Raw genomic sequence first — 24,829 nt, forward strand, 5'->3', positions numbered from 1 at the left:
TGCCAGAGAAATGCGGACCGGCTTCAGGGCCGGGACGATTGAGGCCCAATGTTTCAAGGTCGGGATGGGGGCTGATGATCATCAACCCGAATGGCGACATGGGCCTCTTGGTCGATGGGCGCACCTTGGAGCGCCGTACCTTTATTGCGGGCCGGATCGCTGATCGCTTCCAAGGTGATGCGGTCGATCCCCACCCCTTCGCGCAATAAAAAGGCCCGCACGGCCAAAGCCCGGGCCAAAGCGTGCTCCAAAGCCTGCGCCCGATCATCATCATCTTGTGATATGGAACCGGTGCGGCTGGTGATGATGATTTTGTCCTTGGCGGCGCGCAGGCGCTGGGCCAGCCGGGATAATTGATCCGCCTCGCTTCGATTAAGGGCGATGCGATCCTCTTCAAAGCGGAAATCAAGGGGCCGCACGGGCAGCAGGAAACGCTCCAGCGGGGCGATGTCTCCGGCCTTGGCGGGGGAGGGAGCAGGGGCGGGGGAGGACGATCTCCCCGGATCGGCGGCTTGAGTCTCGGGGTCTGGCTGGTCTTTCCGTGGTTTGGGGGCTGCTTTTTTCGCCTCGTCGGGGGTCACCGGCATGGGCACCGCATGATCGGGGCTTTTGGGGCGATAGGGCCAGCCCACGGGCTCGTCTTTTTGTTGGGCCAGCGCTGGAAACGGGGTGAAACCAAGCATAAGGCCGATCAACAAAAGACGCGCCTTCGTGATCATCAGTCGTCGCGATCAGCCGATCGGCCTGCACCGCGCAGGATTTTCAGCATGGGCAGATGCAGATGGGTATTGGCGGCAATGATGGTGCCATTTTGCAGCATCTGTGCCCCGCCCTTGAGATCGCTGACAAAGCCACCGGCTTCGCGGACCAGCAATATCCCGGCGGCGATATCCCATTTTTGCAGATCGCTTTCCCAAAAGCCTTCATAGCGCCCGGCGGCAACATAAGCGAGATCAAGGGATGCCGAGCCAAAGCGGCGAATGCCCGCCACTTCGGGGGTAAAGGCTGCCAATTGCCGCAGAAAAGCCGGATGATCGGGCTTGCCCATGAAGGGAATACCGGTGGCGAGCAGGGATTGCGCCAATGTGCTGCGCCCCGAAACCCGCAAGCGCTGATCATTGACGAACGCGCCATTGCCCTTATCGGCCCAGAACAGTTCGTCTTTCAACACATCATAAACAATGCCTGAAACGATCTCGCCGCGTTCTTCCACCGCGATGGTGATCGCCCAATGGGGCAGGCCATGCAGGAAATTGGTGGTGCCATCAAGGGGATCGACGATCCAGCGGCTTTCGCCCGGCTCGCCTTCCACTTCGCCGCGTTCTTCCATCAGAAAGCCAAAGCGCGGGCGGCCCTTTTTCAATTCGGTGTAAAGGATCTGCTCGGCGCGGCGGTCGGCTTCGGAGACGAAATCCGCCGGGCCCTTTTGCGAGACCTGCAAATGCTCGACCTCGCCAAAATCGCGGCGCAGATTGCGCGCGGCTTTTTCGGCGGCGGCGGCCATAACATTGACCAGAGGGGAGCGACGGGCCATCAGTCGGCCCGCTTTACATAGCTGGAATCTTCGGTGGCCACGATGATGCGATCCCCTTCATTGACGAAGGGCGGCACCATCACCCGCACGCCATTTTCCATGCGCGCAGGCTTATAGGATGAAGAGGCGGTTTGCCCCTTCACCACCGGTTCGGTTTCGGTCACGGTCAGTTCCACCTGTTCGGGCAGATGCACCCCCAAAGGCGCGCCATCATACATTTCAAGCTGCACATCCATACCATCGCGCAGGAACACCGATTGCTCGCCCACATCGGCCCGGGTAAGGGCGATCTGTTCATAGCTTTCGGTATCCATAAAGGTGAACATGTCACCATCCATGAACAGAAACTGATAATCACGCTGTTCAAGGCGAACCTTTTCAACCTTTTCCGACGAGCGGAAGCGTTCATTCAGCTTCGAGCCATCGCGCAGGTTTTTCAATTCCACCTGCAAATAAGCCCCGCCCTTGCCGGGCTGGGTGTGCTGGATTTTCACTGCGCGCCACAGGCCGCCTTTATGTTCGATCACATTGCCGGGTCGAACGGCATTTCCATCGATCTTCATCGTTTGGTATCACTTTATCACAATGGTTGGGTCATGAAGGCCCCACCAGAAGGCCTTCAGCAGAAATCGATGGCCTTCTAGCAGAGCCGGGCGGTGCGTTCAATCCTTAGGGATGCCCGGGCGTTCACCCGATCATTAAGACGCCGGCTGAAAGGCCGCATCGATCGCCGTGTTCAGCGCGCTGATCGCTGCCGCCGGGCCATCCGCATGCCCCCACACATAGCCCGAGATCGCCAGAAAATCCGCCCCGGCCCGAACCAGATCTCCGCAATTCGTGGCGGTGATGCCGCCTATGGCCACACAGGGAATTTCGGAAATCTCTGACCAGATCTCTAAAGTTTCCAATTCGGCCTGATGCTCGATCTTTTTGGTATCGCTGGGGAAAAACGCTCCGAATGCCACATAATCCGCGCCTTGATCCCCGGCATCGAAAGCCAGATGGCGCGAATTATGGCAGGTTACGCCAATATCCTTGTTAAAGCCCAAAAGATTGCGGGCGGTGGCAATATCGCCATCCTTTTGCCCCAGATGCACCCCATCGGCATCGCAGGCTTTGGCAAGATCGGCGCGATCATTGATCAGGAAAGCGGCATCATGGGCATGGGCAATGGGCATCAGCCGCCGCGCGGCTGCCAGCACCGTTTCATCATCGGCCCCCTTGAGGCGCAATTGCACGCAGGCAATATCGCCGCCGGAAAAAGCGGCTTCAAGCTTTTGGGCCGCCGCATCAGGCTCCAGATGATCGGGGGTGATCAGATAGATGCGCGGGCGATCACGCCCGGGGGGGTTGGTCATTTTAGTCCTTTCGGCCCTTTTCGATCAGGCCTTTCCCTTATAGATATCGACGATCTGAGACAACATCGCCAGGGCTTCATCGCGCGGACGCTGGAAACTGTTGCGCCCGATGATCGAGCCATGGCCGCCACCATCGCGAATGGCGCGGGCATCGTCATAAAGGCTATCGGCCCCTTTTTTATTGCCACCGGAAAAAACCACCAGCCGGGTGCCATTATAGGCCGCCTGCATGATATGGCGCACCCGTGCAGCCTGGCTTGCGCGATCGATGCCGGTTGTCTGATAGACCTTGGCGGCTTCGGGCTGTTCCAGATGATCGCTGGGCAGTTTCACCTTGATGATATGCGCCCCCAATGAGGCCGCCAGATGGGCGGCATAGGCCCCAACATCAAGGGCGGTTTCCCCTTCTTTCGATAAAGCCCCGCCGCGCGGATAGCTCCATAAGACAACCGCCAGCCCCAGGGCTTTGGCTTCTGCCGCAAGCTCGCGAAATTCTTCGGCCATTTCATTGAAAAAAGGCGATCCGGGATAGACCGTAAAGCCAATGGCTCCACAGCCCAGCCGCAGAGCATCATCGATGCCGCCATGGATGGTGCTGTCTTTTTCCGGTGCCCAGCTATTGGAACTATTGAGCTTTAAAATAAGGGGAATGCGCCCCGCCGCCCGATCCGCCACCGCCTCCATCATGCCTAAAGTGGTGGTATAGGCATTCAATCCGGCATCGATGGCCAATTGCAGGTGATAATTGGGATCATAAGCATCGGGATTGACCGCAAAGGACCGTGCCGGGCCATGTTCAAAGCCCTGATCAACTGGCAGAATGACCATTTTACCGGTGCCTGCCAGCTTGCCGGTCATCAGGATTCGGGCCAGATTGGCCTTACTGCCCGGCGTATCGGATTCATAGTGAGACAGGATGGATTGGACGGTGCGCGACAGCCTCATTGAACATTTCCCCAGTGTGAAAGAGCAAAATTTTGTTCGTCTTTACACCACTGTTCATAAAGGAGCAATTGCCCACTATAGAGAGCGTGCGCGGAAAAAGCGTTCAGCCTTCGAGTGCCGCCACCCCGGGGAGTGTTTTGCCTTCCATCCATTCCAGAAAAGCACCGCCCGCCGTGGAGATATGGGTCAGTTGATCGCCCACCCCGGCCAGATTGATGGCGGAAACGGTATCCCCACCCCCGGCAACGCTGAGCAGATGGCTCGCTTTCGTCAGCCGACCGGCTTCATGGGCCAGTGCCATGGTCGCCTGATCAAAGGGTTTGAGCTCAAACGCCCCCATCGGGCCATTCCACACCAGTGTTTTCGCCTGTTGCAGCACCTGTTTTAAGGCCTCCACCGTGGCGGGGCCGGCATCAAGGATCATCTCATCATCGGCAATATCGGTGATGGCGGCAATCCGGTGCGGGGCATTTTCGGCAAAAGCCTTGGCCGCCATCGCATCGATGGGCAGATGAATGGTGCAGCCCGCAGCCTTGGCCCGCTCCAGAATGGCGCGGGCGGTATCGGCCAGATCGCGCTCGGCCAGCGAGGTGCCGATGGCATGGCCCTGAGCAAACAGAAAGCTGTTGGCCATGCCGCCGCCGATGATCAGATGATCGACCTTTTCCACCAGATGGGTCAGCACATCAAGCTTGGATGAAACCTTGGCCCCGCCCACGATGGCCGCTACCGGGCGCGTGGGATTGCCCAGCGCCTTTTCTAAAGCATCCAGCTCCATCGCCATTGTTTCGCCTGCGTAATGAGGCAGCAGATGCGCCAGCCCTACGGTGGAAGCATGGGCGCGATGGGCAGCCGAAAAGGCATCATTGACATAAAGATCGCCCAAAGCAGCAAGGGCCCCGGCAAAGGCCGGGTCATTCGCCTCTTCGCCTTCATGAAAGCGCAGATTTTGAAGCAAAACAATGCCCGCATCACCCTTCAGCGCTGCGGCCGCAACCGGCCCGATGCAATCGGCGGCAAAGCCCACCGGCTCGCCAAAAGCCGCTTCCAAGGCGGGCACGAGCGGCTCCAGGCTCATATCGGGTACCACCGCCCCCTTGGGCCGCCCGAAATGCGAGAGCAGGGCCACCTGCGCCCCTTTTTGGCGCAGGGCCTTCACCGTCGCCACCGCGGCTTTAATGCGGGTATCATCAGCCACCCGGCCATCCTGAATGGGAACATTCAAATCGGCACGCACCAGTGCGGTTTTGCCGGAAAGATCGCCCAGATCGGCAATGCGCTTATAGGCTGTCATGAAAGCTCTCTTTTAATAGATGGCAGGGTGGCGGGATGGCTCGGCGAACTCAGCCCAATTGGGCCATTTTGCGCGCTGTATCCACCATGCGGTTCGAGAAACCCCATTCATTGTCATACCATGCCATCACCCGCACAAAAGTGCCATCGATCACCTGCGTTCCCGTGGGATCAAGGCTGGAACTGGCCGGGCAATGATTGAAATCGATGGAAACGGCGGGGTCTTCGACAATATCCAGAATGCCTTTCATCGGCCCTTCGGCGGCGGCGCGCATCAGCGCATTCACCGCATCGGCGCTGGTGGCTTTGCTGACATTCACCTTCAGATCGACCATCGAGACATTGGGCGTGGGCACCCGCACCGCCGAGCCATCGAGCTTGCCAGCCAGATCGGGCAACACAAGGCCCACGGCGCGCGCGGCCCCGGTGCTGGTAGGGATCATCGACAGGGCCGCAGCCCGGGCCCGGCGGGGGTCCTTGTGCAGGCTATCCTGCAGGCGCTGATCGGCGGTATAGGCATGAACCGTGGTCATATAGCCGCGTTCGATTACCAGATGATCGTGCAGAACCTTGGCGATGGGGGCAAGGCAATTGGTGGTGCACGAAGCGTTTGAAACGATTTTATGGTCAGCGGTCAGCTTGTCGTCATTGACGCCAAAAACCACGGTCAGCGGCACATTGGTGGCAGGCGCTGAAATCAGCACTTTTTTCGCGCCGCCATCCAGATGCGCCTGCGCCTGTTCGCCGCTGGTAAAGCGCCCGGTGCATTCCAGAACCACATCCACCCCCAGATCGCCCCAGGGCAGCTTGGCCGGATCGGGATTGGCGAACACCTTGATTTCGCGCCCATTGACGGTCATCGCGCCATCACCACCCGTCACCTTGCCGGGGAAATTGCCATGCACACTATCGCGGCGGAGCAGATAGGCATTCATCTCCGCATCGCCCAGATCATTGATGGCCACGACCTCGATATCGTCGCGATGGGTTTCTTCAATTGCCCGCAGAACCAGCCGGCCAATCCGGCCAAAGCCATTGATGGCGAAACGAATGCTCATGATATGTCCTCAATTATGTCTCGATTGGCAGATTATGTCGTTCTATAGCCGGGAAGTGATGGCTTCAACAACCGCTTCGGTCGTAATTCCAAAATATGTGAACAGATCCGATGCCGGGGCCGAGGCGCCAAAGCCGGTCATGCCGATGATCACGCCCTTGCGGCCCACATAGCGTTCCCAGCCATAGGTGCTGGCGGCTTCCACAGCCAGCCGGATCACATCGGGCAGATCATCGCCCAAAACAGCGGCGCGATAGGCGGCTGGCTCGGCATCAAACAGCGATGTGCAGGGCATGGACACCACGCGGGTGGGGATGTTTTTCGCTTCCAGCCGTTCCTGTGCCTCGATAGCAAGGCTGACCTCAGACCCGGAGGCGATCAGAATGGCGCGTGGGGTACCGCCTTTGGCCTCGCGCAGGATATAGCCGCCCCGGGCGCTCAGATTCTCGTCGCTTTTGTCGAGCCGAAGCTGCGGCAGACCCTGACGGGTGAGGGATAAAACAGAGGGTGTTTCCCCGGATTTGAGGGCGGCATCCCAGCATTCTGCGGTTTCCACCACATCGGCAGGGCGAAACACATGCAGATTGGGCATGGCGCGCAGGCTGGCCAGATGCTCCACCGGCTGATGGGTGGGGCCATCTTCGCCCAAACCGATCGAATCATGGGTCATCACATAGATCACCCGCAATTTCATCAACGCCGAAAGCCGAATGGCCGGGCGGCAATAATCGGTAAACACCAGAAAGGTGCCGCCATAAGGAATGAAGCCGCCATGGAGCGCGATGCCGTTCATCGCTGCGGCCATGCCGAATTCGCGCACCCCATAATGGATATAGCGGCCCGCAAAATCATCCCCATCGATGATGGCGAGACCCTTGGTTTTCGTATTGTTGGACCCGCTCAAATCCGCCGAACCGCCGATCAGATCGGGCACCGCTTCATTGATGACCTCAAGCATCATTTCCGATGCCTTGCGGGTGGCCACCTTCACCGGCTTTTTGATCAGGCTGTCGATATAATCCTCCACCGCCTTGTCAAATCCGGCGGGCAGAGCGCCGCACAGCCGCCGCTCCATCTCGGCCCGCTGATCGGCGGGCAGGGCATCGAAACGCTGATACCATGCCTCGGCCAAAGCTTTGGAGCGGCTGCCGATGCGCAGCCATTCAGCGCGAATATCGGCGGGAATATCAAAGGCCGGGTGCTCCCAACCCAATTGAGCGCGGCTCAAAGCGATTTCATCGGCCCCCAAAGGCGAGCCATGGCTTGATGCCTTGCCCGATTTATTGGGCGAGCCAAAGCCGATGGTGGTGCGGCAGGCAATCAGCGAGGGGCGATCATCGGCCAAAGCTTCGGCAATGGCGGCTTCCACCGCTTCCGCATCATGGCCATCAACGCCCGAGACATGCCAGCCATAGGCTTCAAAACGGGCGCGGCTGTCGTCGCTGAAAGACAGTGATGTGGGGCCATCGATGGAAATGCCATTGTCATCATATAAAACGATCAGCCGCGAAAGCCGCAGATGTCCGGCGAGCGATGCCGCTTCATGGCTCACCCCTTCCATCAGGCAGCCATCGCCGGCAATCACATAGGTATGATGATCGCAAAGGCCGGGATGGCGGGCGGCTTCCATGCGTTCGGCCAAAGCCATGCCCACGGCGGTGGCCAGCCCCTGACCCAGTGGGCCGGTGGTGGTCTCGATCCCCGGCAGTTCACCATATTCGGGATGCCCGGCGGTGGGGGAATGTAGCTGGCGGAAATTTTTCAGATCATCAAGGGTCGGCCGCTCATAGCCGGTGAGATGCAACAGCGAATACAGCAGCATCGAGCCATGACCGGCGGATAAAACGAATCGGTCGCGATCGGGCCATTCCGGCTTTTGGGGATCGAAACGCAAAAACTTGCTGAATAAAACCGTGGCCACATCGGCCATGCCCATGGGCATTCCGGGGTGGCCGGAATTGGCTTTTTCCACCGCATCCATCGATAAGGCGCGGATGGCATTGGCAAGGATTTCAGGCGAGAGGGTATCGACATCTTGATCGGACATGTGCAGGCCTTTTGACGAGAGCGATGCCCGGCAGATGCCTGTTTTCATCGCTTCTTGGGGAATTTTGGCGCAACAATGCTGCGAGGGCCGATGAAGGTCAACCGCTTTCCCTGTTTTGCCCGCATTGACCGGGGCTTTATCGAGATCATAAAGTGGCCGGGTTAGCGATGGACCCCGAAAGATCGTTGGCGACCGGAGGGGCCGAGCGCATGAACGGAGACAGATGGATGACGATGGAGACAGGAAGTGGTGCCCTTGATAAAGCCACCCGGCGTTTGAAAACGGCAATCAAGCGCCTTGAAACGGCTTTGGCCGATCAGCAGGCTCAAAATCAGGACCTGTCGCGGCAATTGGCCGAACTTCGCAGTGATGCCCGGAAAGACAGCGAAAAAGATCAGATCATCGCGCAACTGCATGATGAGATCGAGAGCCTGCATCAACAGCGCCAGCAGATGAGCCGCAAGCTTGATGAAACCATCGCCACGGTTGAACGGCTGATGCGGAGTGCCGCCTGATGGGCCAGATCAGCGTGAGCGTGAATAGCCAGAATTATACCCTTGCCTGCCGTGATGGCGAGGAGGAGCGCCTGCGGGATCTGACCCGGCAGGTGGATGAAAAAGCGCGGGATCTGTCGCAAAAGCTGGGGCAGGTGGGGGAAGCGCGCCTGCTTTTGATGGTGTCCCTGCTTTTGGCCGATGAATTGCGCGATCTGCGCGAACAGGGGCCGGGCCAGGAACGCGACCGGGCGGCGGCAAAATTGCTCGATGATGCAGCCCTGGAGATCGAAGGGATTGTTGAACGGCTGCAAAGCGCTTAAATAAGGGGCTGGCGGGTTCTGCCCGGTGCGTGCGGCACTGTGAATCCCTGGGGCGATAATCTTCCGAATGGGAGCTGTCCCTGATCGGACCCTGGTCCGGTTATTACGGCACCCACCTGGTGCAACTGGCGCCAGAGGATCGACAAGACCCACGGCCATGGTGGGCCCGCCAACCTAGAGCATTTTCCGATCAAAGTGGATCGGATAAAATGCTCTCAATATCTGTTTGAACGCGATTTCCTTGCCGCGTCGTGATCCCACTCCGCTCGAAATCGCTCTGGCCGCAGTTTTTAGAGACAGCCCAAATAAGAAAGACACAGGCTTGACCAAGGACGCTTTGCGCAGCATCGCCCGGCAGCAGCGCTTAAAGCTGATCGAAGCTTACCCCGATGCGAGCGAGCGGCTGGCGCGTCACTTGTTGCCGCACTTGCCGGCCCTGATGGCGGATCGCGGTTTGGCGGGGCCGGTTGCGGGCTATCAGGCATTGGCCGATGAAATCGATCCCGCGCCGGTGCTCGATGGGCTGCATCAGGCGGGCATGGCTTTGTGTTTGCCGCGTGTGTGGGGGGCGGCCCGGCCCTTGCATTTTCACCGCTGGCAGCCGGGTGATCCCCTGCAGCCGGGGGCTTATGGGATCATGGAGCCCGCGCCCACAGCCGCGCGGATCGATCCTGTGGTGCTTTTGGTGCCGCTTTTGGCTTTTGATCGCCATGGCCATCGTTTGGGCTATGGTGGCGGTTATTATGATCGCACATTGGCGGCGCTGTCTGCGCGCGGCCCGCTTTTAGCCATTGGCCTTGCCTTCAGGGGGCAAGAGCTTTTATCTCTGCCCCATGAAGCGCATGACAGGTCGCTCGATCTGATTGCAACGGATGAGGGGCTGCTCTGGCCCGAACCGCTGGCCGCAGCCTCAAAACATATCAATTTCTGACACGACAAGGATTGTCATGCGCGTTCTTTTTCTGGGCGATATTCTGGGCCGACCGGCGCGGCAAAAGCTGATCGAGATGCTGCCCCAATGGCGGAAAGACTGGCGGCTCGATTTTGTCATTGTGAATGGTGAAAATGCGGCGGGCGGTTTTGGCATCACCGGGGCGATTGCCGCCGAGATGCTGGCGGCGGGGGTGGATGTGATCACCACCGGCAATCATGCCTATGATCAAAAAGAAATCATGGCGGAAATCGACCGCGAGCCAAGGCTTTTGCGCCCCGCCAATTATCCCGATAGCGCGCCGGGGCGGGGCTTTGGCGTTTATGATGCGCCGCGCGGCAAAAAGGTGCTGGTGATCAATCTGATGGGGCGGGTGTTCATGAACCCCCTCGATGATCCCTTTGCCATTGCCGATAAAATTCTCAAACGCCATGCGCTGTCCAGCCAGCTTGCCTTCAGCCTCATCGATTTTCATGGGGAAGCAACGAGCGAGAAAATGGCCATGGGGCATTTCGCCGATGGTCGGGCAAGCTGTGTTGTGGGCACCCATAGCCATGTGCCCACCGCCGATGCCCAGATATTGCCCAAAGGCACCGCCTATCAAACCGATGCCGGCATGTGCGGCGATTATGATTCGGTGATCGGCATGGACAAGGAAGAGCCCCTGCGCCGCTTTACCAAACACATCCCCGGCGGGCGCTTCACCCCGGCTTTGGGCGAGCCGACCCTGTGCGGCATTCTGGTTGAAAGCAATGCCGAAGGGCTTGCCACCCGCATCGAGCCGGTGCGCATCGGACCCCGCCTGTCGCAGGCCGTGCCCCAGTCTGGTTGAGATGCAGGTCGCTCATCCGTGGAGGATTATTTTTTGGGAGATGACAGAATTACCTCTGCCGCCGGGTGGCAAGCGGTGATGAAGCCCATCATTTCGCTGGCATCTTTCGAGAGATAAAAGCGCACCATCTTTTCGTTGAATTCCTGCGCCTTGGAGGCGGGCACACTGATCGCATCAATCCCATGCGACATCAGAACGCCGTTCATCATGAAGCGCGATGTACGCTTATTGCCGTCGAAAAAGAACTGTTGCAAGGCACCAAAAAGAAAGAAGGCGATGGCCCGCTCGAAGGGTTCGCATTCCTGCAAGGCAGCAACGCCTGTTTCAAAAAACCGGTTCAGGTCTGGCGCACCGGGGCGGGTTGGTAAAGGGGCATAGCGCCCATATTCACCAAGGCTAACCTGAGGGGAATAGGTTGTCTCTTGGCCTTCGCCACGAAAAACACCCCATTCCAGAGCTTCCTTGCGGGCGATGATGCCGTTTAATTCGGTGAAGACCGGCTTTGACAGCGTGAACTCGCCGTTTTTGACCATGGCCAGCAGCCGTTTTGCGCTGTCCGCCAGATTGAGGACCTGCTCCTGATCAGAAATCTTGCGCCCGCCAATGGTCACGCCATCCAATAGGGTTTGCACCTCGACAAAGGTGAAGGGGTTCCCTTCAAGCATCGAGGCATCCCATACATATTCGGGGAGCATCTTGTGGAAATGGAAGCACACGCGCTCCATCGCGTGCGACGGAACGGTTCTTGGCAGCGTCGCTCTATCCCAATGAAAACCAAGCGCATCAAAGATCGTCATGTCGCTCAACCCATACGCCTTCAGCCATCAAACAGGCCACTTCCAAACAGCGCCCTATCATGCCGAGAAGAAGGGAGGGCCTGAGCCCCCCCCCCCTTCGTTGATGACCAGATGCCGCTCACCAGCCGCAGGCGCGATCCTTGTTCTGTTCATCGAGCCATGTTTTCAAGGGCGCGAAATATGCCAGAATGGCGGTGGCATCGGCCTTTGATGTGCCGGTGAAGGCGGCCAAAGCCTCTTGCCAGCTTTTGGAGGCGCCCATTTCCAGCATGGCGTTGAATTTTTCCCCCACGTCCTTGTTGCCATAGATCGAACAGCGATGAAGCGGGCCTTCCCATCCGGCCAGTTCGCACGCCGCGCGCTGGAACTGGAACTGGAAGATATGCGACAGAAAATAGCGCATATAAGGCGTATTGCCCGGAATGTGGAATTTGGCACCGGGATCAAAGGCATCGCCGGGGCGCTCATCCGGGGCGCGCACCCCCTGATAGGCTTCCCGCAAAGTCCACCAGCCTTCATTATATTGTTCGGGTGTCAATTCTCCGGAAAACACCTGCCAGCGCCATTTATCGACCATCAGCCCGAACGGCAGAAATGCGACTTTATCAAGGGCCTGACGCAGCAAAAGCCCAAGATCGGCTTCGGCGGGGGGCAGGGTTTCCAGCAAACCGATCTGCTGGAGATATTCAGGGGTGATGGAAAGCGCGATCATATCGCCAATGGCTTCATGAAAGCCATCATTGGGATCATTGCGAAACAACGGATCCTGCACCGCATAAGCGCGCTGATAGATATTATGACCGATTTCATGATGGATGGTCTGGAAATCCTCGGCATCCACCTTGATGCACATCTTGATGCGGATATCATCCTTGTCGTTCAGGTTCCACGCCGAGGCATGGCATACCACATTGCGATCTTCGGGCTTTAAAAACAGCGACCGTTCGTAAAAAGTTTCGGGCAGGGGATCAAACCCCACCGAGGTGAAAAAGCCCTCGGCGGTTTTCACCATATCCAGTTCGCTATAGGCCTTTTCCTTCAAAAGAGCGGTGAGATCAAAGGCCGGGGCGCTGCCTTCGGGGGCGACCAGATCATAAACATTGCCCCAGCTTTGCGCCCACATATTGCCCAGCAGATGCGCCGGAATGGGCTGATCGAGCGGCACCAGATCATCGCCATATTTTTCATTGAGCCTGGCGCGCACATGGCATTGCAGGCCATCATAAAGCGGCTTTACCTCGCCCCACAGGCGATCCACATCTTTTGCGAAATCATCGGCGGGCATATCATATTTCGACCGCCACATGGTGCCGATATCGGCGAATCCCAGATCGCGCGCCCCTTCATTGGCGATTTCCACCATGCGGGCATATTGGTCTTTCATCGGCACGGCAATGGTGCGCCAGCCTTCCCAGGCTTCCAGCAATTCGTCAGGGTCCTGAGACGAACCGATCACCGCTTCCAGTTCGGTGAGGCTCAAACAACCATCCTTGCGGGCATAGGCGGCCAGCGTGCTGTCGCCGCCCTCGGGGCAATAGGTGCCGGTGCCATATGATGCTTCGAGATTGGTGGTGATCTCGGCCAGTTCGGCGGTGGCCTCAGCATCGCCTTGGGGTGCGGGGAGGGTGAGGCCAAGACGCAAAAGCTCGATCTTGCGGGCAATATCGGCAGGCAGATCGAGATCGCGATAAAGGCTGGCTTCCTGCGCTAGTTCAACGCCCAGCGTGGTCATCTTCTCGGAGCTTTTGGCGCTCAGCCAATTGGTATCAAAGGTGATGAAATTGGCGTTCACCCAAGCGGTGCGGGCGGCGGCCTCGGATTCGCGTGTCACGGTGGCTTCGGCGCGCTCCACAAAGGCAATGGCATCGTCAACCGTGGGGGTTTTGCTTTGCTCATTGGCGGGCTCGCAGGCGGCGAGGGCAAAAAGGCTGGCCCCCAGCAAAAAATGTTGGGCAATCGTGCGTTTGGATGGTCCCATGATCGTCACTCCCTTCCTCTCATTCTTCTTGTTTATTTGATCGGTCTCGTCCCGATCTCCTTGTTGAGTGGAAACCCGGCGCGGGCGCTTGTCAAGATGGCAGGGGATGTGGAACCGAGCAGATATGCGGATGTGCCTGTTTTATGAAATCGATCAGGATGCAAGGGGGCTGAAAAAAGGGGGGGCAACTTATAACTTTAATAAAAGTAAAACGAGTTTCATCCATTGGTTATTAAACAATTTTTAGAATTAAATTTTTTTGAAATTTACCATGATACAACTGCAAATATTTTATTATTGCGAAATGTGGCTATTATATGGTACAGAAAAATTTATCAATTGAATTGAAAATATGGGGGGTAATACCATGTTCGGAAAGACTTTGTCTGCTTTTCTGCTCGTTACGCTTTTGGGCGTAACTGCAGCCTGCACGGATGTTTCACGGGGTTTGGGCAAGCTGACGGCCAATAAATTTGCCGAGCCGCGCAGTGGCACCAATTGGGTGATCGCACCACCACAGCTTGATCCGCCACGGGTTGCCGATAAAACCGTTTATATTTCGTTCCGCAACTTAAGCGATGCCGATGTTAATTTTTTGAATGAACTGCGGTCCGGTGCTTCGGCCCTTGGCTGGGTTCTGGTCAATGATCCGGAAAGCGCCAAATATCGCTTGCGCGGTGATCTGCGTTTCTTTGGCGAGGTCGATCCGGAATCGGGGGGCCTGGGCGCTGCGGCCGGCATGGGCATCATTTCGGGCGCGGCCACTGGTGTTGGTGCTTATGCTCTGTCTGATACCATCATGGGCAATAATGCTTCGGCAGCCATTGGCGGTGTTGGTGGCGGGCTGATGGGGCTTGGGATTGCCAATGCATCACGGCCACGCGAATGGGCTATGATCATCGATTTCGTGCTTGAAGAATATAAGAATGAACCGGTGGAGTTCACGCTGGCAACCGATGCAAACAGTGCACGTCTTGATGCAACGGGCGCGGGCAATGGGCGGATGGCCTCTGGGGGCGGCGAAACCAAAACCAACAGCTCTACCGCCACATCAACCCGCACCAGCAATTATTTCCCCCATGGGGTTCGGCTCACAGCTTGGGCCAATCAGATGAACATGGAGGAAGCGGAAGCCATTCCGCAGATTCTGCCCCGTGTGGAACGGGTGGTGGCACAAATCCTCCCACAATAATTCTGCCGCAATGCCGCAGACGCGCGATCAGAATTTTCTGACCTAAAAAATAGAACGCCTTTCCAAAGATCACTGCTTTGGAGGGGCGTTTTCTTTTGGCGGATATGGCTTGGCCGTTATCTTTTGGCAAAGGGCTATGGATGGCTGTGGGCCCTTCACATTTGCGAAAGGCGGGCGCATATAAGGGGCTATGTCTCAGCCTCAAAGCCATATCAATCCCCATGTGTTCATCCCGCCCAAGGCCGCGCGGCCAGAGAAAACCGAGGGCGGGATCGCCTTTCGTTTGGCCAGCGAATTTGAGCCCGCTGGCGATCAGCCCCGCGCCATTGCTGAATTGATCGCGGGCCTGAAAGAAGGCGAGCGCAATCAGGTGCTGCTGGGGGTGACCGGATCGGGCAAAACCTTCAGCATGGCGCAGGTGATTGCCCAAACCCAGCGGCCCAGCCTGATCCTTGCCCCCAATAAAACGCTGGCGGCCCAGCTTTATGGCGAGTTCAAAAGCTTCTTCCCCGATAATGCGGTGGAATATTTCGTCAGCTATTATGATTATTATCAGCCCGAAGCCTATGTGCCCCGCACCGATACCTTTATTGAAAAGGAATCGACCATCAATGAACAGATTGATCGGATGCGCCATTCCGCCACCCGGGCGCTTTTGGAACGCGATGATGTGATCATCGTTGCCTCGGTGTCGTGCATCTATGGCATTGGCTCGGTTGAAACCTATTCCAACATGACCCTGAAAATCGCCGTGGGGGATGCCCTTGATCATCGCGAATTGCTGCGCCAATTGGTGGCTTTGCAATATAAGCGCAATGATCAGGCCTTCAGCCGGGGCACCTTTCGGGTGCGTGGCGATGTGATCGAGATTTTCCCCTCGCATCTGGAAGATCGGGCCTGGCGGCTTTCGATGTTTGGCGATGAGGTGGAAAGCCTGCAGGAATTTGATCCCCTGACCGGCCAAAGCCATCACAGCTTTGAAGAAATCAAGCTTTATGCCAACTCCCATTATGTGACCCCGAAACCGACGCTGGAACAGGCAATCCGCCAGATCAGAAACGATATGGTCGAGCAGGTGAAGCGCTTTACGGATGAGGGCAAGCTTTTGGAAGCCCAAAGGCTGGAACAGCGCACCCAATTCGATCTGGAAATGATGATGGCCACCGGCGCCTGCCCCGGCATCGAGAATTATTCCCGCTATTTATCGGGCCGCAATCCCGGCGAGCCGCCGCCCACTTTGTTTGAATATCTGCCCGATCATGCGCTTTTGTTCGTTGATGAAAGCCATGTCACCGTGCCGCAGGTGGGGGGCATGGCGCGGGGCGATCTGCGGCGGAAGGCAACGCTGGCTGATTATGGCTTTCGCCTGCCCGCCTGTGTGGATAACCGGCCTTTGCGGTTCGAGGAATGGGAGGCCATGCGCCCCCAATCGCTGTTCGTTTCAGCCACCCCCGGCCCCTGGGAGATGGAGCAGACGGGCGGGGTTTTCGCCGAGCAGGTGATCCGCCCCACCGGGCTCATCGATCCGCCGGTGGAAATCAGGCCGGTGGAAAGCCAGGTGGATGATCTGATGCGCGAAACCCGGCTGATGGCCAAGCGCGGGCTGCGGGTTCTGGCCACCACCCTCACCAAGCGGATGGCCGAGGATCTGACCGAATATCTCCATGAAAATGGCATCCGCGTGCGCTATATGCATTCCGATATCGATACGGTAGAGCGCATCGAACTGATCCGCGATCTGCGGCTGGGGGTTTATGATGTGCTGGTGGGGATCAATCTGCTGCGTGAAGGGCTGGATATCCCCGAATGTGGGCTGGTGGCGATATTGGATGCCGACAAGGAAGGCTTTTTGCGGTCGGAAACCTCATTGGTGCAGACCATCGGCCGGGCGGCGCGCAATGTGGATGGCCGGGTGATCCTTTATGCCGATAAGCGCACGGGCTCGATCGAGCGCGCTTTAGCTGAAACGGAACGGCGCCGTAACAAACAGATCGCCTATAATGAGGCCCATGGCATCACCCCCCAAAGCATCCGGCGCGGCATTTCCGATGTGATGGGGCATGTGGCCAATGCCGATTATCTGACCATCGACACCGGGGTGGATGGCCGTCTTGATCGCACCGGCGATAATCTGAAAACGGTGATGGCCGATCTGGAAAAGCGGATGCACGCCGCCGCCGCCGATTTGGAATTCGAGGAAGCCGCCCGCCTGCGCGATGAATTAAAGCGGTTGGAAGATGCGGATCTGGGAATTTTATCGGGGGCTTTGAAACAGATGCATCCCCGCGATCAGGGGGCAGCCGCTGGACGGGAAAAAGGCCGCTCCACCGCCGGTCGGCCCGGCACCCGCACGCACAAGGCCAAAGCCAAGGCAAAATGGTAGGGCGAAATGGTGAGACAAAATGGTGAGGCGGTTGCGGTTTGATCAGCACCTGCCTCAATCCATCAAGCCTGACCCCGGATCGGGTGTGGCATCGATGGCAGGAAAATCCGCTACCGGCTGATAATGCGGGCCGGGATGGCTTTGGAACAGGGTTATCCGGCTGACTGCGAAGGCCGGGGCTTTAAAAAGGCTGTGATCATTGAGATAATTCGCTACCCGCCGGGATCGCCCCTTCATCCGGGCCAGAGTGATATGGGGGGTGTAAGTGCGGTTTTCGGGGGAAAGGCCCAGATCCACCAGGCGCCGGTCGATGGTTTGATGCAGCTTTTGCAGGGCTTCATCCTTTTCGATCCCCACATAAAGCAGACGCGGTTTTTCCGGCGTGCCAAAAAGGCCGACCCCGCAAGGGGTGAGGGAAAAGCTTTCAAACCGCACAGTGCCAAGGCTGATGGCCACATCTTCGGCCAAGGGGGGATCGAGGGTGCCGATAAAGCGCAAGGTAATGTGGAGATTTTCATCCGCTACCCAGTGCGCGCCATCGATTGGCCCCCGCAAAAGGGTGAGGGATTGTTTGATCGGCTGAGGGATCGCAATCCCGGCAAATAATCTGATCATGACATAACACCCCTTTCAGAGTTGCGCGCCTGTCGGGGCCGGGCGGTCGAGGGCCTTTTTCACAAAGGGTAGGATCCGATCCACCATGATCCCAATGCCCTCGGCGGTGGGGTGGATGCCATCATCAAGATTAAGTGCGGGATCGGCCGCCACGCCATCAAGGAAAAAGGGATAGAAAACCACATCATGTTTTTTCGCCAAAGCGGGGAACAGGCTGTTGAAGCGATCCTGATAATCCGCCCCCATATTGGGTGGGGCCAGCATTCCCGCCAGCAAAACCCGAATACCCCGGCTTTTGATATCGGTGATCAGGGCATCGAGATTATCGCGGGTGATTTCGGGCGCGATCCCGCGCAAGGCATCATTGGCCCCCAGTTCCAAAATCACCAGATCCGGGGTTTTGCCATCAAGGGCGGATAAAGCCCAATCGAGCCGGGATCGCCCGCCGGTGCTGGTATCGCCTGAAACCCCGGCATTGATCACGCTGACCGGCTGATCACAGTCCTGATCGAGGCGGCGCTCAAGCTGGCCAGTAAAGCCCTGCCCGGGGGCGAGGCCATAGCCCGCCATCAGGCTGTCGCCAAATCCGATGATGATGGTTTCGGTGTTTTGATCTGCACCGAACGCGGGCTTTCCCGCCTGCCCCGCCCAAGCGGGTGTGAGCAGGGAAAGGGCTGCAAGCAGTGATCCGAGCAGCAGCCTCATCGCGAATGGGATGAAGGGATATCTCGGCACTGGCCTTGGGCGCGCCTTTCGGGGCATGATGGCGGCGAAGACGGCAGACGGGTTTTTATCATAAAATATGGTCATGGAGAAAAAGATGGCGTTGCCACGTCAGATAATCAATCTCTCAAATGTTGAACTGACATTGAACAGCGCCGCCGGACCGGTTCATATCCTGCGCGGCATTGATCTGGCCATCGATGAAGGCACCACCCTTGGCATTGTTGGGCCATCGGGATCGGGCAAATCCACCCTGATGGCGGTGATGAGCGGGCTGGAGCAGGTGAGCCATGGCCGGGTCGAGGTGGATGGGCTCGATCTCACCCATCTTGATGAAGATGCGCTGGCCCTGCATCGTCGTCAGCGGATCGGGATTGTTTTGCAGGCTTTTCATCTGATCCCCACCATGTCGGCCCTTGAAAATGTGGCGGTGCCTTTGGAATTGGCCGGGCGGCGCGATGCCTTTGCGCGGGCCGAAACCGAGCTGGAGCAGGTGGGGCTTGGGCATCGGCTGGATCATTATCCGGCGCAATTATCAGGGGGCGAACAGCAAAGGGTGGCGCTGGCCCGGGCCATGGCCCCCGATCCGGCGATTTTATTTGCCGATGAACCCACGGGCAATCTGGATACCAAAACCGGTTCCACCATCATCGATCTGATGTTTGCGCAGCATCTGGCCCGGGGCACCAGTCTGGTGCTGGTGACCCATGATCAGCATCTGGCCCGGCGCTGTGATCGGATCGTGCGGATGGCGGATGGCCTGATCGTTGGTGACGAGAGCAGCAAAGCGACCATCAAGCACGAGGCCGCACAATGATCAGCCGCTCCCCATCCACGCCCCTGGTTTTCCGCCTGATGCTGCGGGAATTGCGCGAAGGTCTCTCGGGCTTCCGCATATTTCTCGCCTGTCTGATTTTGGGTATCGCGGCGATTGCGGGGGTGGGCTCATTAAGTGCGGCTTTATTGGCGGGCATGGCCGATCAGGGGCGGGTTCTGCTGGCGGGGGATGCCGAAATCCGCAGCCAGCATCAGGATTTTACCGCCGAGCAACAAGAGTGGATCAAAGCGCAGGGGCAGATTTCGCGCTCGGTGCGCGGGCGGACCAATGCCTTTGCGCCGGCAACCGATCAGCGCACTTTGGTGGAATTTCGCGCCGTGGATGCTGCTTATCCGCATTATGGCGCATTAGAAACCAGCCCGCAGATGGATCATCAGGGGCTTTTTGGTCCGCGCGATGGCCAATGGGGGATTGCGGTGGATGAAACCTTGGCCACCCGCCTTGATCTCGATCTGGGGGGGATCATCAGATTGGGCGGCGTGGATTTTGAATTGCGCGCCTTCATCACCAATGAACCCGATCGCGCCAATTTCGGTTTCGAGCTTGGCCCGGCGGCGATCTTTGATCTGGGGGCTTTGCCCCAAACCGGGCTGATCCAGCCGGGCAGCCTTGTCACTTATGTGTATAAGCTGCGCATGGCGCCGGATATTGATATCAAGGCATGGGAGAAAGAGGCGCGCAGCACACATGATGGGGCGGGCTGGCGGATTCGCACCCGGGATAATTCCGCCCCCAATATTCGCCGGGTCATCGATCAGATGGGCAGCTTTCTCACCCTTGTGGGGCTTACCGCCCTTTTGGTGGGGGGTGTGGGGGTTGGCAATGCGGTGCGCGCCTATCTTGATCGCAAATCCGATACCATCGCCACCTTAAAGGTTTTGGGGGCCACCGGCTGGATGATCTTTGCGATTTATCTGGTGCAGGTGATGGCCCTGGCCAGCATTGCGGTGCTGGCGGGTTTGGCAATTGGTGCGGGATTGCCCTTTTTATTGCAGGATTTCATCAGTGATCGGCTGCCGGTGCCGCCCTTATTCGGTTTTTATGCCGCGCCTTTGTTCAGTGCGGTGATCTATGGCTATCTGATCACTTTTGCCTTTGCCATCTGGCCTTTGGGGCGGGCGCGGGATATTCCCGCCCAGCGCCTGTTTCGGACCATGGTGGCCGATCAGGCCAGCCGCTTGCGGCCGGTGTATCTGTTGATGCTCGTGGTCTCGATTGTGTTGATCATCGCGGCCGGGATGCTGTTTTCCGAAGAACGGCTTTTGGCGGGCGGATTTATTCTGGCGGCGGGTGTTTCGCTTTTGGTGCTGCGCGGGGCGGGCGCGCTGGTGGCAAGGCTGGCAGCGCTGGTGCCCCGGGTTCATTCCCCGGGATTGCGGCTGGCGATTGCCAATCTGCATCGCCCCGGGGCCGCCACCGGGCCGGTGGTGGTGTCTTTGGGGCTGGGGCTTACCCTGTTTGTGATGATGGCGCTGGTGGAAGGCAATATGACGCGCGAGGTCAATGGTCAGATTCCGCAAAATGCCCCGGCCTTTTTTTTCGTGGATATTCAGCCCTGGCAATATGATGATTTCGTTTCGGCCGCCCGGGATATTCCCGGTGTGGATGGGCTGGAAGCCGTGCCATCCCTGCGCGGTACGATCACCAAAATCAACGAAACGCCCGCTGAAGACTGGGATACCAGCGAGGGATCGGGATGGGTTTTGCGCGGGGATCGCAGCTTGAGCTATGCCGTTGATCTGCCTGAGGAGAATAAGCTGGTGGCGGGCGAATGGTGGGCTGCCGATTATCAGGGGCCGCCGCTGATTTCCTTTTCTGCCGAAGAAGCCCGCGAACTGGGTATCGGGGTGGGCGATCGGATGACCTTATCGATTCTGGGGCGTGAGATCGAAGCTGAAATCGCATCCTTGCGCGAACTGGAATGGGGCAGCCTGCAATTCAATTTCGTGATTCTGTTCGATCCCCATACGCTGAAAAGCGCGCCCCACAGCTATATGGCGACCCTGGAAGCCCCCGGCGAGGCCGAAGCACTGGCCTATCGCAGGCTGACCGATCAGTTTCCCAATGTCACGGCGGTGCGAATCAAGGATGTGCTGCAATCGGTCAGCGATATTTTAGGCACTGTGGCAGCGGCGGTACGGGCGATGGCAGCGGTCACCATCTTTGCCGGCATTCTGGTTCTGGCCGGGGCGATGGCGGCGGGCTATCGCAATCGGGTTTATGATAGCGTGGTGATGAAGGTTCTGGGGGCCACAAGGCCGAATATCCTGCGGGCCTATATTCTGGAATATATCCTTTTGGGCAGCGTCACCGCTTTCGTGGCGCTGTTGCTTGGGGGCTTTGGCGGTTATCTGGTGATTGCTTATGTTCTCAAGATCAATTTTGTGCTGATGCTTTGGCCGATGGTGATCATCGCTGTTTTCAGCATGGCGATCACTGTCATTTTCGGCCTTTTCAGCACATGGTCGGCGCTTTCGGTGCGCCCGGCGCGCCTTTTGCGGGCGGCCTGATGGCGATCTTTGGGCGTTCCCGATTGGATATGACGATTTTTGTCCGCTTTTGCTTGAACTGGGGGGGCAGGACGCCGATATTTATGCTAATCCTAAATCGCACCCGTTTATATAAGGATGAGGCGAGCAGATGGTCGAAAGATTTGAACGAAATTACGCGCCGGGTCAGGCTGATACGCGGTCCAAGGCCGATGTGGATGCGGGCTTACGGGCCTTCATGCTGCAGATTTACAATTACATGACCGGCGGCGTGCTGCTGACCGGGATCATGGCGATGCTCACCTATCGCGTTCCTGCCATTCAGGAATTGCTTTACAATATCGTGCCCACGGCGCAGGGCCCTGCCATTGCCGGGATGACCGGGCTTGGCTGGATCGTTACCTTTGCCCCCCTTGGCTTTGTGCTGGTGATGTCGTTTGGGATCAATAAATTATCAGCCAGCGCGGCGCAGGGCCTGTTCTGGGCTTTTGCGGCGGTGATGGGCTTGTCCTTGTCGTCGATCTTTTTCACCTATACAGGTGCATCCATCGCCCGCACCTTTTTCGTGACCGCCGCCACCTTTGGCGCGCTCAGCCTTTATGGCTACACCACCAAGCGGGATCTGAGCGCCATGGGCAAGTTCCTGTTCATGGGCCTGATCGGATTGTTCATTGCCATGCTCGTCAATATGTTCATGGGATCATCGATGCTTGATTTCGTGATCTCGGCGGGCGGCGTGCTGATTTTTGCCGGTCTTACGGCTTATGATACCCAGCGCTTGCGCAATCTTTATTACCAGATTGGCCATGATCATGCGGTTGCTTCCAAACATGCGATCATGGGGGCGCTTAATCTCTATCTCGATTTCATCAATCTCTTCCTGTTTTTGCTGCGCTTCATGGGTACATCCCGCAGCTAAGCTCTGATTTGATGGGCTTTGAGATTGCAATACACACTGATCAACCCGGTCTGGAAACAGGCCGGGTTTTTTGCGCCCAAGTTTTTTGTGTCGAAGATTTTTGAAATGAGACGGAAAGGAATGATGTTTGGCCAGCCGCTCTTTTGATCGATCAGAGCTGATTGCCCGATTGGCGGATGTTTTTCGCCATTATGGCTATGAAGGGGCAAGCCTTTCGCGCATTACCGCCGCCACCGGCCTTGGCAAGGGCAGCCTTTATTATGCTTTTCCGGGTGGCAAGGAAGAGATGGCTCTGGCGGTTTTGCGCGCTTTGGATGAAGCCACCACTGTCGATATCCTGCACCATCTGGGGGGCGATCATCCGCCCTTGGCGGCCTTTGGCCTGATGTTTGAGGCCATGCGCCGCCATTTCGATGAGGGCCGCAGGATCTGCCTGATCGGGGCTTTTGCGCTGGAAGGCAGCCATGAACGCTTTCCCCGGCTGATCAGCGGCCATTTTATTGGCTGGCGGGATTGCATGGCTGATTGTCTGGTGCGCGGCGGGTTGAAGCCTGCGCACGCCACGCGCCTGGCACTTGATATTCTGGTGGCGATGGAAGGCGGGCTGGTGCTGGCCCGGGGCCTTGATGATCCTTCGGTTTTTATGGAGGCCATCGCCCATCAGGAAGCCAGAATTGCCGCCCTTTTGGCAGCGCGTCAGCGCACGGGATAGCGCAGACGCCCCAAAAAGCGGGTGAGGGACGGCAGATTGTCGGTGCTTTTGCGCCATTGCGCCTTCAGCTTTTCAAACTGCATCACATTTTCGATCCGACGGTCGAGAAACGCCCATGTCTCGGCACAATCTTCGGAATCATCAGCGATCCACACCAGCAGGCATGAGGAATAAACCGCAGCCAGCGTTGCCCGCTTGGTATAGTGATTATAATCGGTGGAGCGATCCCCCAAGGCATGCCAGATCACATCCACGGTGCGCCACAGGCTTTTCGCTGATAGGGCGGCATTCTGGGGCAGGGCCAAAACCCCCAGCGCCCGGCGCACGGCTTCGCGATGGGGCGCGGCCTGCTCGAATCGGATGCGGATGGCGGCGGTGATGCGAGCTCTGATCCGCTGATCCATGCCATCGGGATCGGCAGCGCGGCGTTCCAACTCGTCCAGCATCAGGCGATCAGCCCGGCGCATCATATGATCGATGGCCTCCAGCGGTCCGCCGGGGAATACCAGCCGCACGAAGCCTTGCGTCAATCCAAGCTCCGTCCCGGCCCGGTTCATCGCCGCCCATGTCCAGCCATCGAAAGCGGCGTGGATCATGATCGCTTCCACCAGATCATCGCGCCATTCCTGCGGTATTCGGTCGTCTGCGCTGGTCATTGTCTGCCTTTCCAGTATCAAGCGGGCAGTGTAGCTTTGTGCCCTTGGTCTCGCAAGCCATTCACCCCCTTACCATAGCGGGCATCCTGTGATAGAGTGCCGCATAAGATGATGAATGCAAGTCCATCGATGCGCCGGGGCTTTCCCGCCTCTTGGCCCATGGGTGGTTATTTTTTGCATCCGGTGCAATCTGGCTTGTTCTTGGTGGCTGCCTCTGCTATCGCGGGCGGGCGTTTCGGGTGGCCTTGGGATTTTGGATCGCATGATCCGTCTTGATGGCTGTCACCACTATTCAGATGAACCCTTTAGGCGATCAGATATTTCGATCCGCCCTGCGCATCGATCGCAGATCGGTTTGAAGTTGAAGATCAGAGTCAAAGACAGGAGAGAACGACCACATGCAAGTTTCGGTACGGGACAATAATGTTGATCAGGCCCTGCGCGCGCTCAAAAAGAAGCTGCAGCGCGAAGGTGTGTATCGTGAAATGAAGCTGCGTCGCTTTTATGAAAAGCCATCAGAACGCCGCGCTCGTGAGCAGGCCGCCGCTGTGCGCCGCGCCCGCAAGCTTGAGCGCAAGCGTGCCGAACGCGATGGTGTGCGGTAAAAACCCGCACGCGCTCTCCGTCATTTAAAAAAAGCCGCTGTCCCATTGCCTATCCCTTGCCGGATAGCCTGTGGGTGTGCGGCTTTTTTGTTTTTTATCAAGCAGGTT

At 57.8% G+C, this 24,829-nt stretch carries 24 protein-coding genes and 1 other RNA gene; 12 read left to right on the top strand and 13 right to left on the bottom strand.

The window, feature by feature from the left end; all coding sequences use genetic code 11:
- Nucleotides 1–53: 53 nt before the first annotated feature.
- The 8 genes from AQ1_RS06790 to tkt all read right to left on the bottom strand — a co-directional run bounded on the left by AQ1_RS06790 (nucleotide 54) and on the right by tkt (nucleotide 8,234).
- Nucleotides 54–698 (bottom strand): OmpA family protein, encoded by a 645-nt coding sequence (locus tag AQ1_RS06790; RefSeq protein WP_152550398.1) that lies wholly within the window; start codon nucleotides 696–698, stop codon nucleotides 54–56.
- Between the two features lie 20 nt (nucleotides 699–718).
- On the bottom strand, nucleotides 719–1,534 hold the full coding sequence (locus AQ1_RS06795) for an inositol monophosphatase family protein (RefSeq protein WP_042085681.1): 816 nt from the start codon (nucleotides 1,532–1,534) through the stop codon (nucleotides 719–721).
- Nucleotides 1,534–2,097, bottom strand: a complete 564-nt coding sequence (gene efp, locus AQ1_RS06800) for an elongation factor P (protein WP_042085684.1) — start codon at nucleotides 2,095–2,097, stop codon at nucleotides 1,534–1,536. The genes AQ1_RS06795 and efp overlap by 1 nt, the downstream gene beginning before the upstream one ends.
- A 135-nt stretch (nucleotides 2,098–2,232) precedes the next feature.
- Nucleotides 2,233–2,892 carry a thiamine phosphate synthase gene (gene thiE / locus AQ1_RS06805; protein ID WP_042085686.1) on the bottom strand — a complete coding sequence of 220 codons (660 nt, stop codon included), beginning with the start codon at nucleotides 2,890–2,892 and terminating at the stop codon, nucleotides 2,233–2,235.
- Nucleotides 2,893–2,916: 24 nt separating this feature from the next.
- Nucleotides 2,917–3,837 carry a class I fructose-bisphosphate aldolase gene (locus tag AQ1_RS06810; protein WP_042085688.1) on the bottom strand — a complete coding sequence of 307 codons (921 nt, stop codon included), beginning with the start codon at nucleotides 3,835–3,837 and terminating at the stop codon, nucleotides 2,917–2,919.
- A 103-nt stretch (nucleotides 3,838–3,940) separates the two neighbouring features.
- Nucleotides 3,941–5,131 (bottom strand): phosphoglycerate kinase, encoded by a 1,191-nt coding sequence (locus AQ1_RS06815; RefSeq protein ID WP_042085690.1) that lies wholly within the window; start codon nucleotides 5,129–5,131, stop codon nucleotides 3,941–3,943.
- A 49-nt stretch (nucleotides 5,132–5,180) separates the two neighbouring features.
- A complete protein-coding gene (gap, locus tag AQ1_RS06820; protein WP_042085693.1) occupies nucleotides 5,181–6,188 on the bottom strand; it encodes a type I glyceraldehyde-3-phosphate dehydrogenase in 1,008 nt (335 codons plus the stop codon).
- 42 nt (nucleotides 6,189–6,230) lie between these two features.
- Nucleotides 6,231–8,234 (bottom strand): transketolase, encoded by a 2,004-nt coding sequence (gene tkt / locus AQ1_RS06825; RefSeq protein ID WP_042085696.1) that lies wholly within the window; start codon nucleotides 8,232–8,234, stop codon nucleotides 6,231–6,233.
- A gap of 227 nt (nucleotides 8,235–8,461) precedes the next feature.
- Between tkt and AQ1_RS06830 the strand changes: the two genes are divergently transcribed.
- The 5 genes from AQ1_RS06830 (at nucleotide 8,462) to AQ1_RS06845 (ending at nucleotide 10,814) form a co-directional block, all read left to right on the top strand.
- Nucleotides 8,462–8,749, top strand: coding sequence for a hypothetical protein (locus AQ1_RS06830; protein ID WP_150007127.1), 288 nt, complete (start codon nucleotides 8,462–8,464; stop codon nucleotides 8,747–8,749).
- Entirely contained in the window at nucleotides 8,749–9,051 is a 303-nt protein-coding gene (locus AQ1_RS06835) for a cell division protein ZapA (RefSeq protein WP_042085702.1), read from the top strand. The genes AQ1_RS06830 and AQ1_RS06835 overlap by 1 nt, the downstream gene beginning before the upstream one ends.
- Nucleotides 9,052–9,063: 12 nt before the next feature.
- A non-coding RNA gene (gene ssrS / locus AQ1_RS14860) (6S RNA) lies at nucleotides 9,064–9,222 on the top strand.
- 151 nt (nucleotides 9,223–9,373) lie between these two features.
- Complete coding sequence (locus AQ1_RS06840; protein ID WP_052371072.1) at nucleotides 9,374–9,982, top strand: 5-formyltetrahydrofolate cyclo-ligase; 609 nt, start codon at nucleotides 9,374–9,376, stop codon at nucleotides 9,980–9,982.
- Between the two features lie 16 nt (nucleotides 9,983–9,998).
- Nucleotides 9,999–10,814 carry a TIGR00282 family metallophosphoesterase gene (locus AQ1_RS06845; protein ID WP_042085704.1) on the top strand — a complete coding sequence of 272 codons (816 nt, stop codon included), beginning with the start codon at nucleotides 9,999–10,001 and terminating at the stop codon, nucleotides 10,812–10,814.
- A 26-nt stretch (nucleotides 10,815–10,840) separates the two neighbouring features.
- On the opposite strand, the gene AQ1_RS06850 is transcribed toward AQ1_RS06845, so the two are convergent.
- A complete protein-coding gene (locus AQ1_RS06850) occupies nucleotides 10,841–11,611 on the bottom strand; it encodes a Fic family protein (protein ID WP_042085705.1) in 771 nt (256 codons plus the stop codon).
- A gap of 118 nt (nucleotides 11,612–11,729) precedes the next feature.
- Nucleotides 11,730–13,589: a M2 family metallopeptidase gene (locus tag AQ1_RS06855; protein ID WP_042085707.1), complete on the bottom strand. Its 1,860-nt coding sequence runs from the start codon at nucleotides 13,587–13,589 to the stop codon at nucleotides 11,730–11,732.
- 367 nt (nucleotides 13,590–13,956) lie between these two features.
- On the opposite strand from AQ1_RS06855, the gene traT reads away from it, so the two are divergent.
- Nucleotides 13,957–14,781 (top strand): complement resistance protein TraT, encoded by an 825-nt coding sequence (traT, locus tag AQ1_RS06860; protein WP_042085710.1) that lies wholly within the window; start codon nucleotides 13,957–13,959, stop codon nucleotides 14,779–14,781.
- A gap of 190 nt (nucleotides 14,782–14,971) precedes the next feature.
- A complete protein-coding gene (gene uvrB / locus AQ1_RS06865; RefSeq protein ID WP_042085713.1) occupies nucleotides 14,972–17,164 on the top strand; it encodes an excinuclease ABC subunit UvrB in 2,193 nt (730 codons plus the stop codon).
- A gap of 54 nt (nucleotides 17,165–17,218) precedes the next feature.
- Here uvrB and thpR read toward each other — a convergent pair whose 3' ends face one another.
- Both thpR and AQ1_RS06875 read right to left on the bottom strand, forming a co-directional pair.
- Nucleotides 17,219–17,779, bottom strand: coding sequence for an RNA 2',3'-cyclic phosphodiesterase (thpR, locus tag AQ1_RS06870; RefSeq protein ID WP_042085715.1), 561 nt, complete (start codon nucleotides 17,777–17,779; stop codon nucleotides 17,219–17,221).
- A gap of 15 nt (nucleotides 17,780–17,794) precedes the next feature.
- Nucleotides 17,795–18,484, bottom strand: a complete 690-nt coding sequence (locus tag AQ1_RS06875) for an arylesterase (RefSeq protein ID WP_042085716.1) — start codon at nucleotides 18,482–18,484, stop codon at nucleotides 17,795–17,797.
- 115 nt (nucleotides 18,485–18,599) lie between these two features.
- On the opposite strand from AQ1_RS06875, the gene AQ1_RS06880 reads away from it, so the two are divergent.
- From AQ1_RS06880 to AQ1_RS06895, 4 genes are all read left to right on the top strand, one after another.
- Nucleotides 18,600–19,319, top strand: a complete 720-nt coding sequence (locus AQ1_RS06880) for an ABC transporter ATP-binding protein (RefSeq protein WP_081837150.1) — start codon at nucleotides 18,600–18,602, stop codon at nucleotides 19,317–19,319.
- The gene (locus AQ1_RS06885; protein ID WP_042085720.1) at nucleotides 19,316–21,850 is read left to right on the top strand and encodes an ABC transporter permease; all 2,535 of its coding nucleotides are present in this window, start codon (nucleotides 19,316–19,318) and stop codon (nucleotides 21,848–21,850) included. The genes AQ1_RS06880 and AQ1_RS06885 overlap by 4 nt, the downstream gene beginning before the upstream one ends.
- Before the next feature lie 130 nt (nucleotides 21,851–21,980).
- Entirely contained in the window at nucleotides 21,981–22,748 is a 768-nt protein-coding gene (locus AQ1_RS06890; protein WP_042085722.1) for a Bax inhibitor-1/YccA family protein, read from the top strand.
- 127 nt (nucleotides 22,749–22,875) lie between these two features.
- Nucleotides 22,876–23,460 carry a TetR/AcrR family transcriptional regulator gene (locus AQ1_RS06895; RefSeq protein ID WP_042085724.1) on the top strand — a complete coding sequence of 195 codons (585 nt, stop codon included), beginning with the start codon at nucleotides 22,876–22,878 and terminating at the stop codon, nucleotides 23,458–23,460.
- Here the strand turns inward: AQ1_RS06895 and AQ1_RS06900 are convergent.
- Nucleotides 23,445–24,116: a COQ9 family protein gene (locus AQ1_RS06900; RefSeq protein ID WP_042085726.1), complete on the bottom strand. Its 672-nt coding sequence runs from the start codon at nucleotides 24,114–24,116 to the stop codon at nucleotides 23,445–23,447. The genes AQ1_RS06895 and AQ1_RS06900 overlap by 16 nt on opposite strands.
- Nucleotides 24,117–24,514: 398 nt before the next feature.
- On the opposite strand from AQ1_RS06900, the gene rpsU reads away from it, so the two are divergent.
- A complete protein-coding gene (rpsU, locus tag AQ1_RS06905) occupies nucleotides 24,515–24,721 on the top strand; it encodes a 30S ribosomal protein S21 (protein ID WP_042085728.1) in 207 nt (68 codons plus the stop codon).
- Nucleotides 24,722–24,829 lie beyond the last annotated feature (108 nt).

This window comes from Iodidimonas nitroreducens (genome assembly GCA_000710935.1).
GTDB classification, from domain to species: domain Bacteria; phylum Pseudomonadota; class Alphaproteobacteria; order Sphingomonadales; family Rhodothalassiaceae; genus Iodidimonas; species Iodidimonas nitroreducens.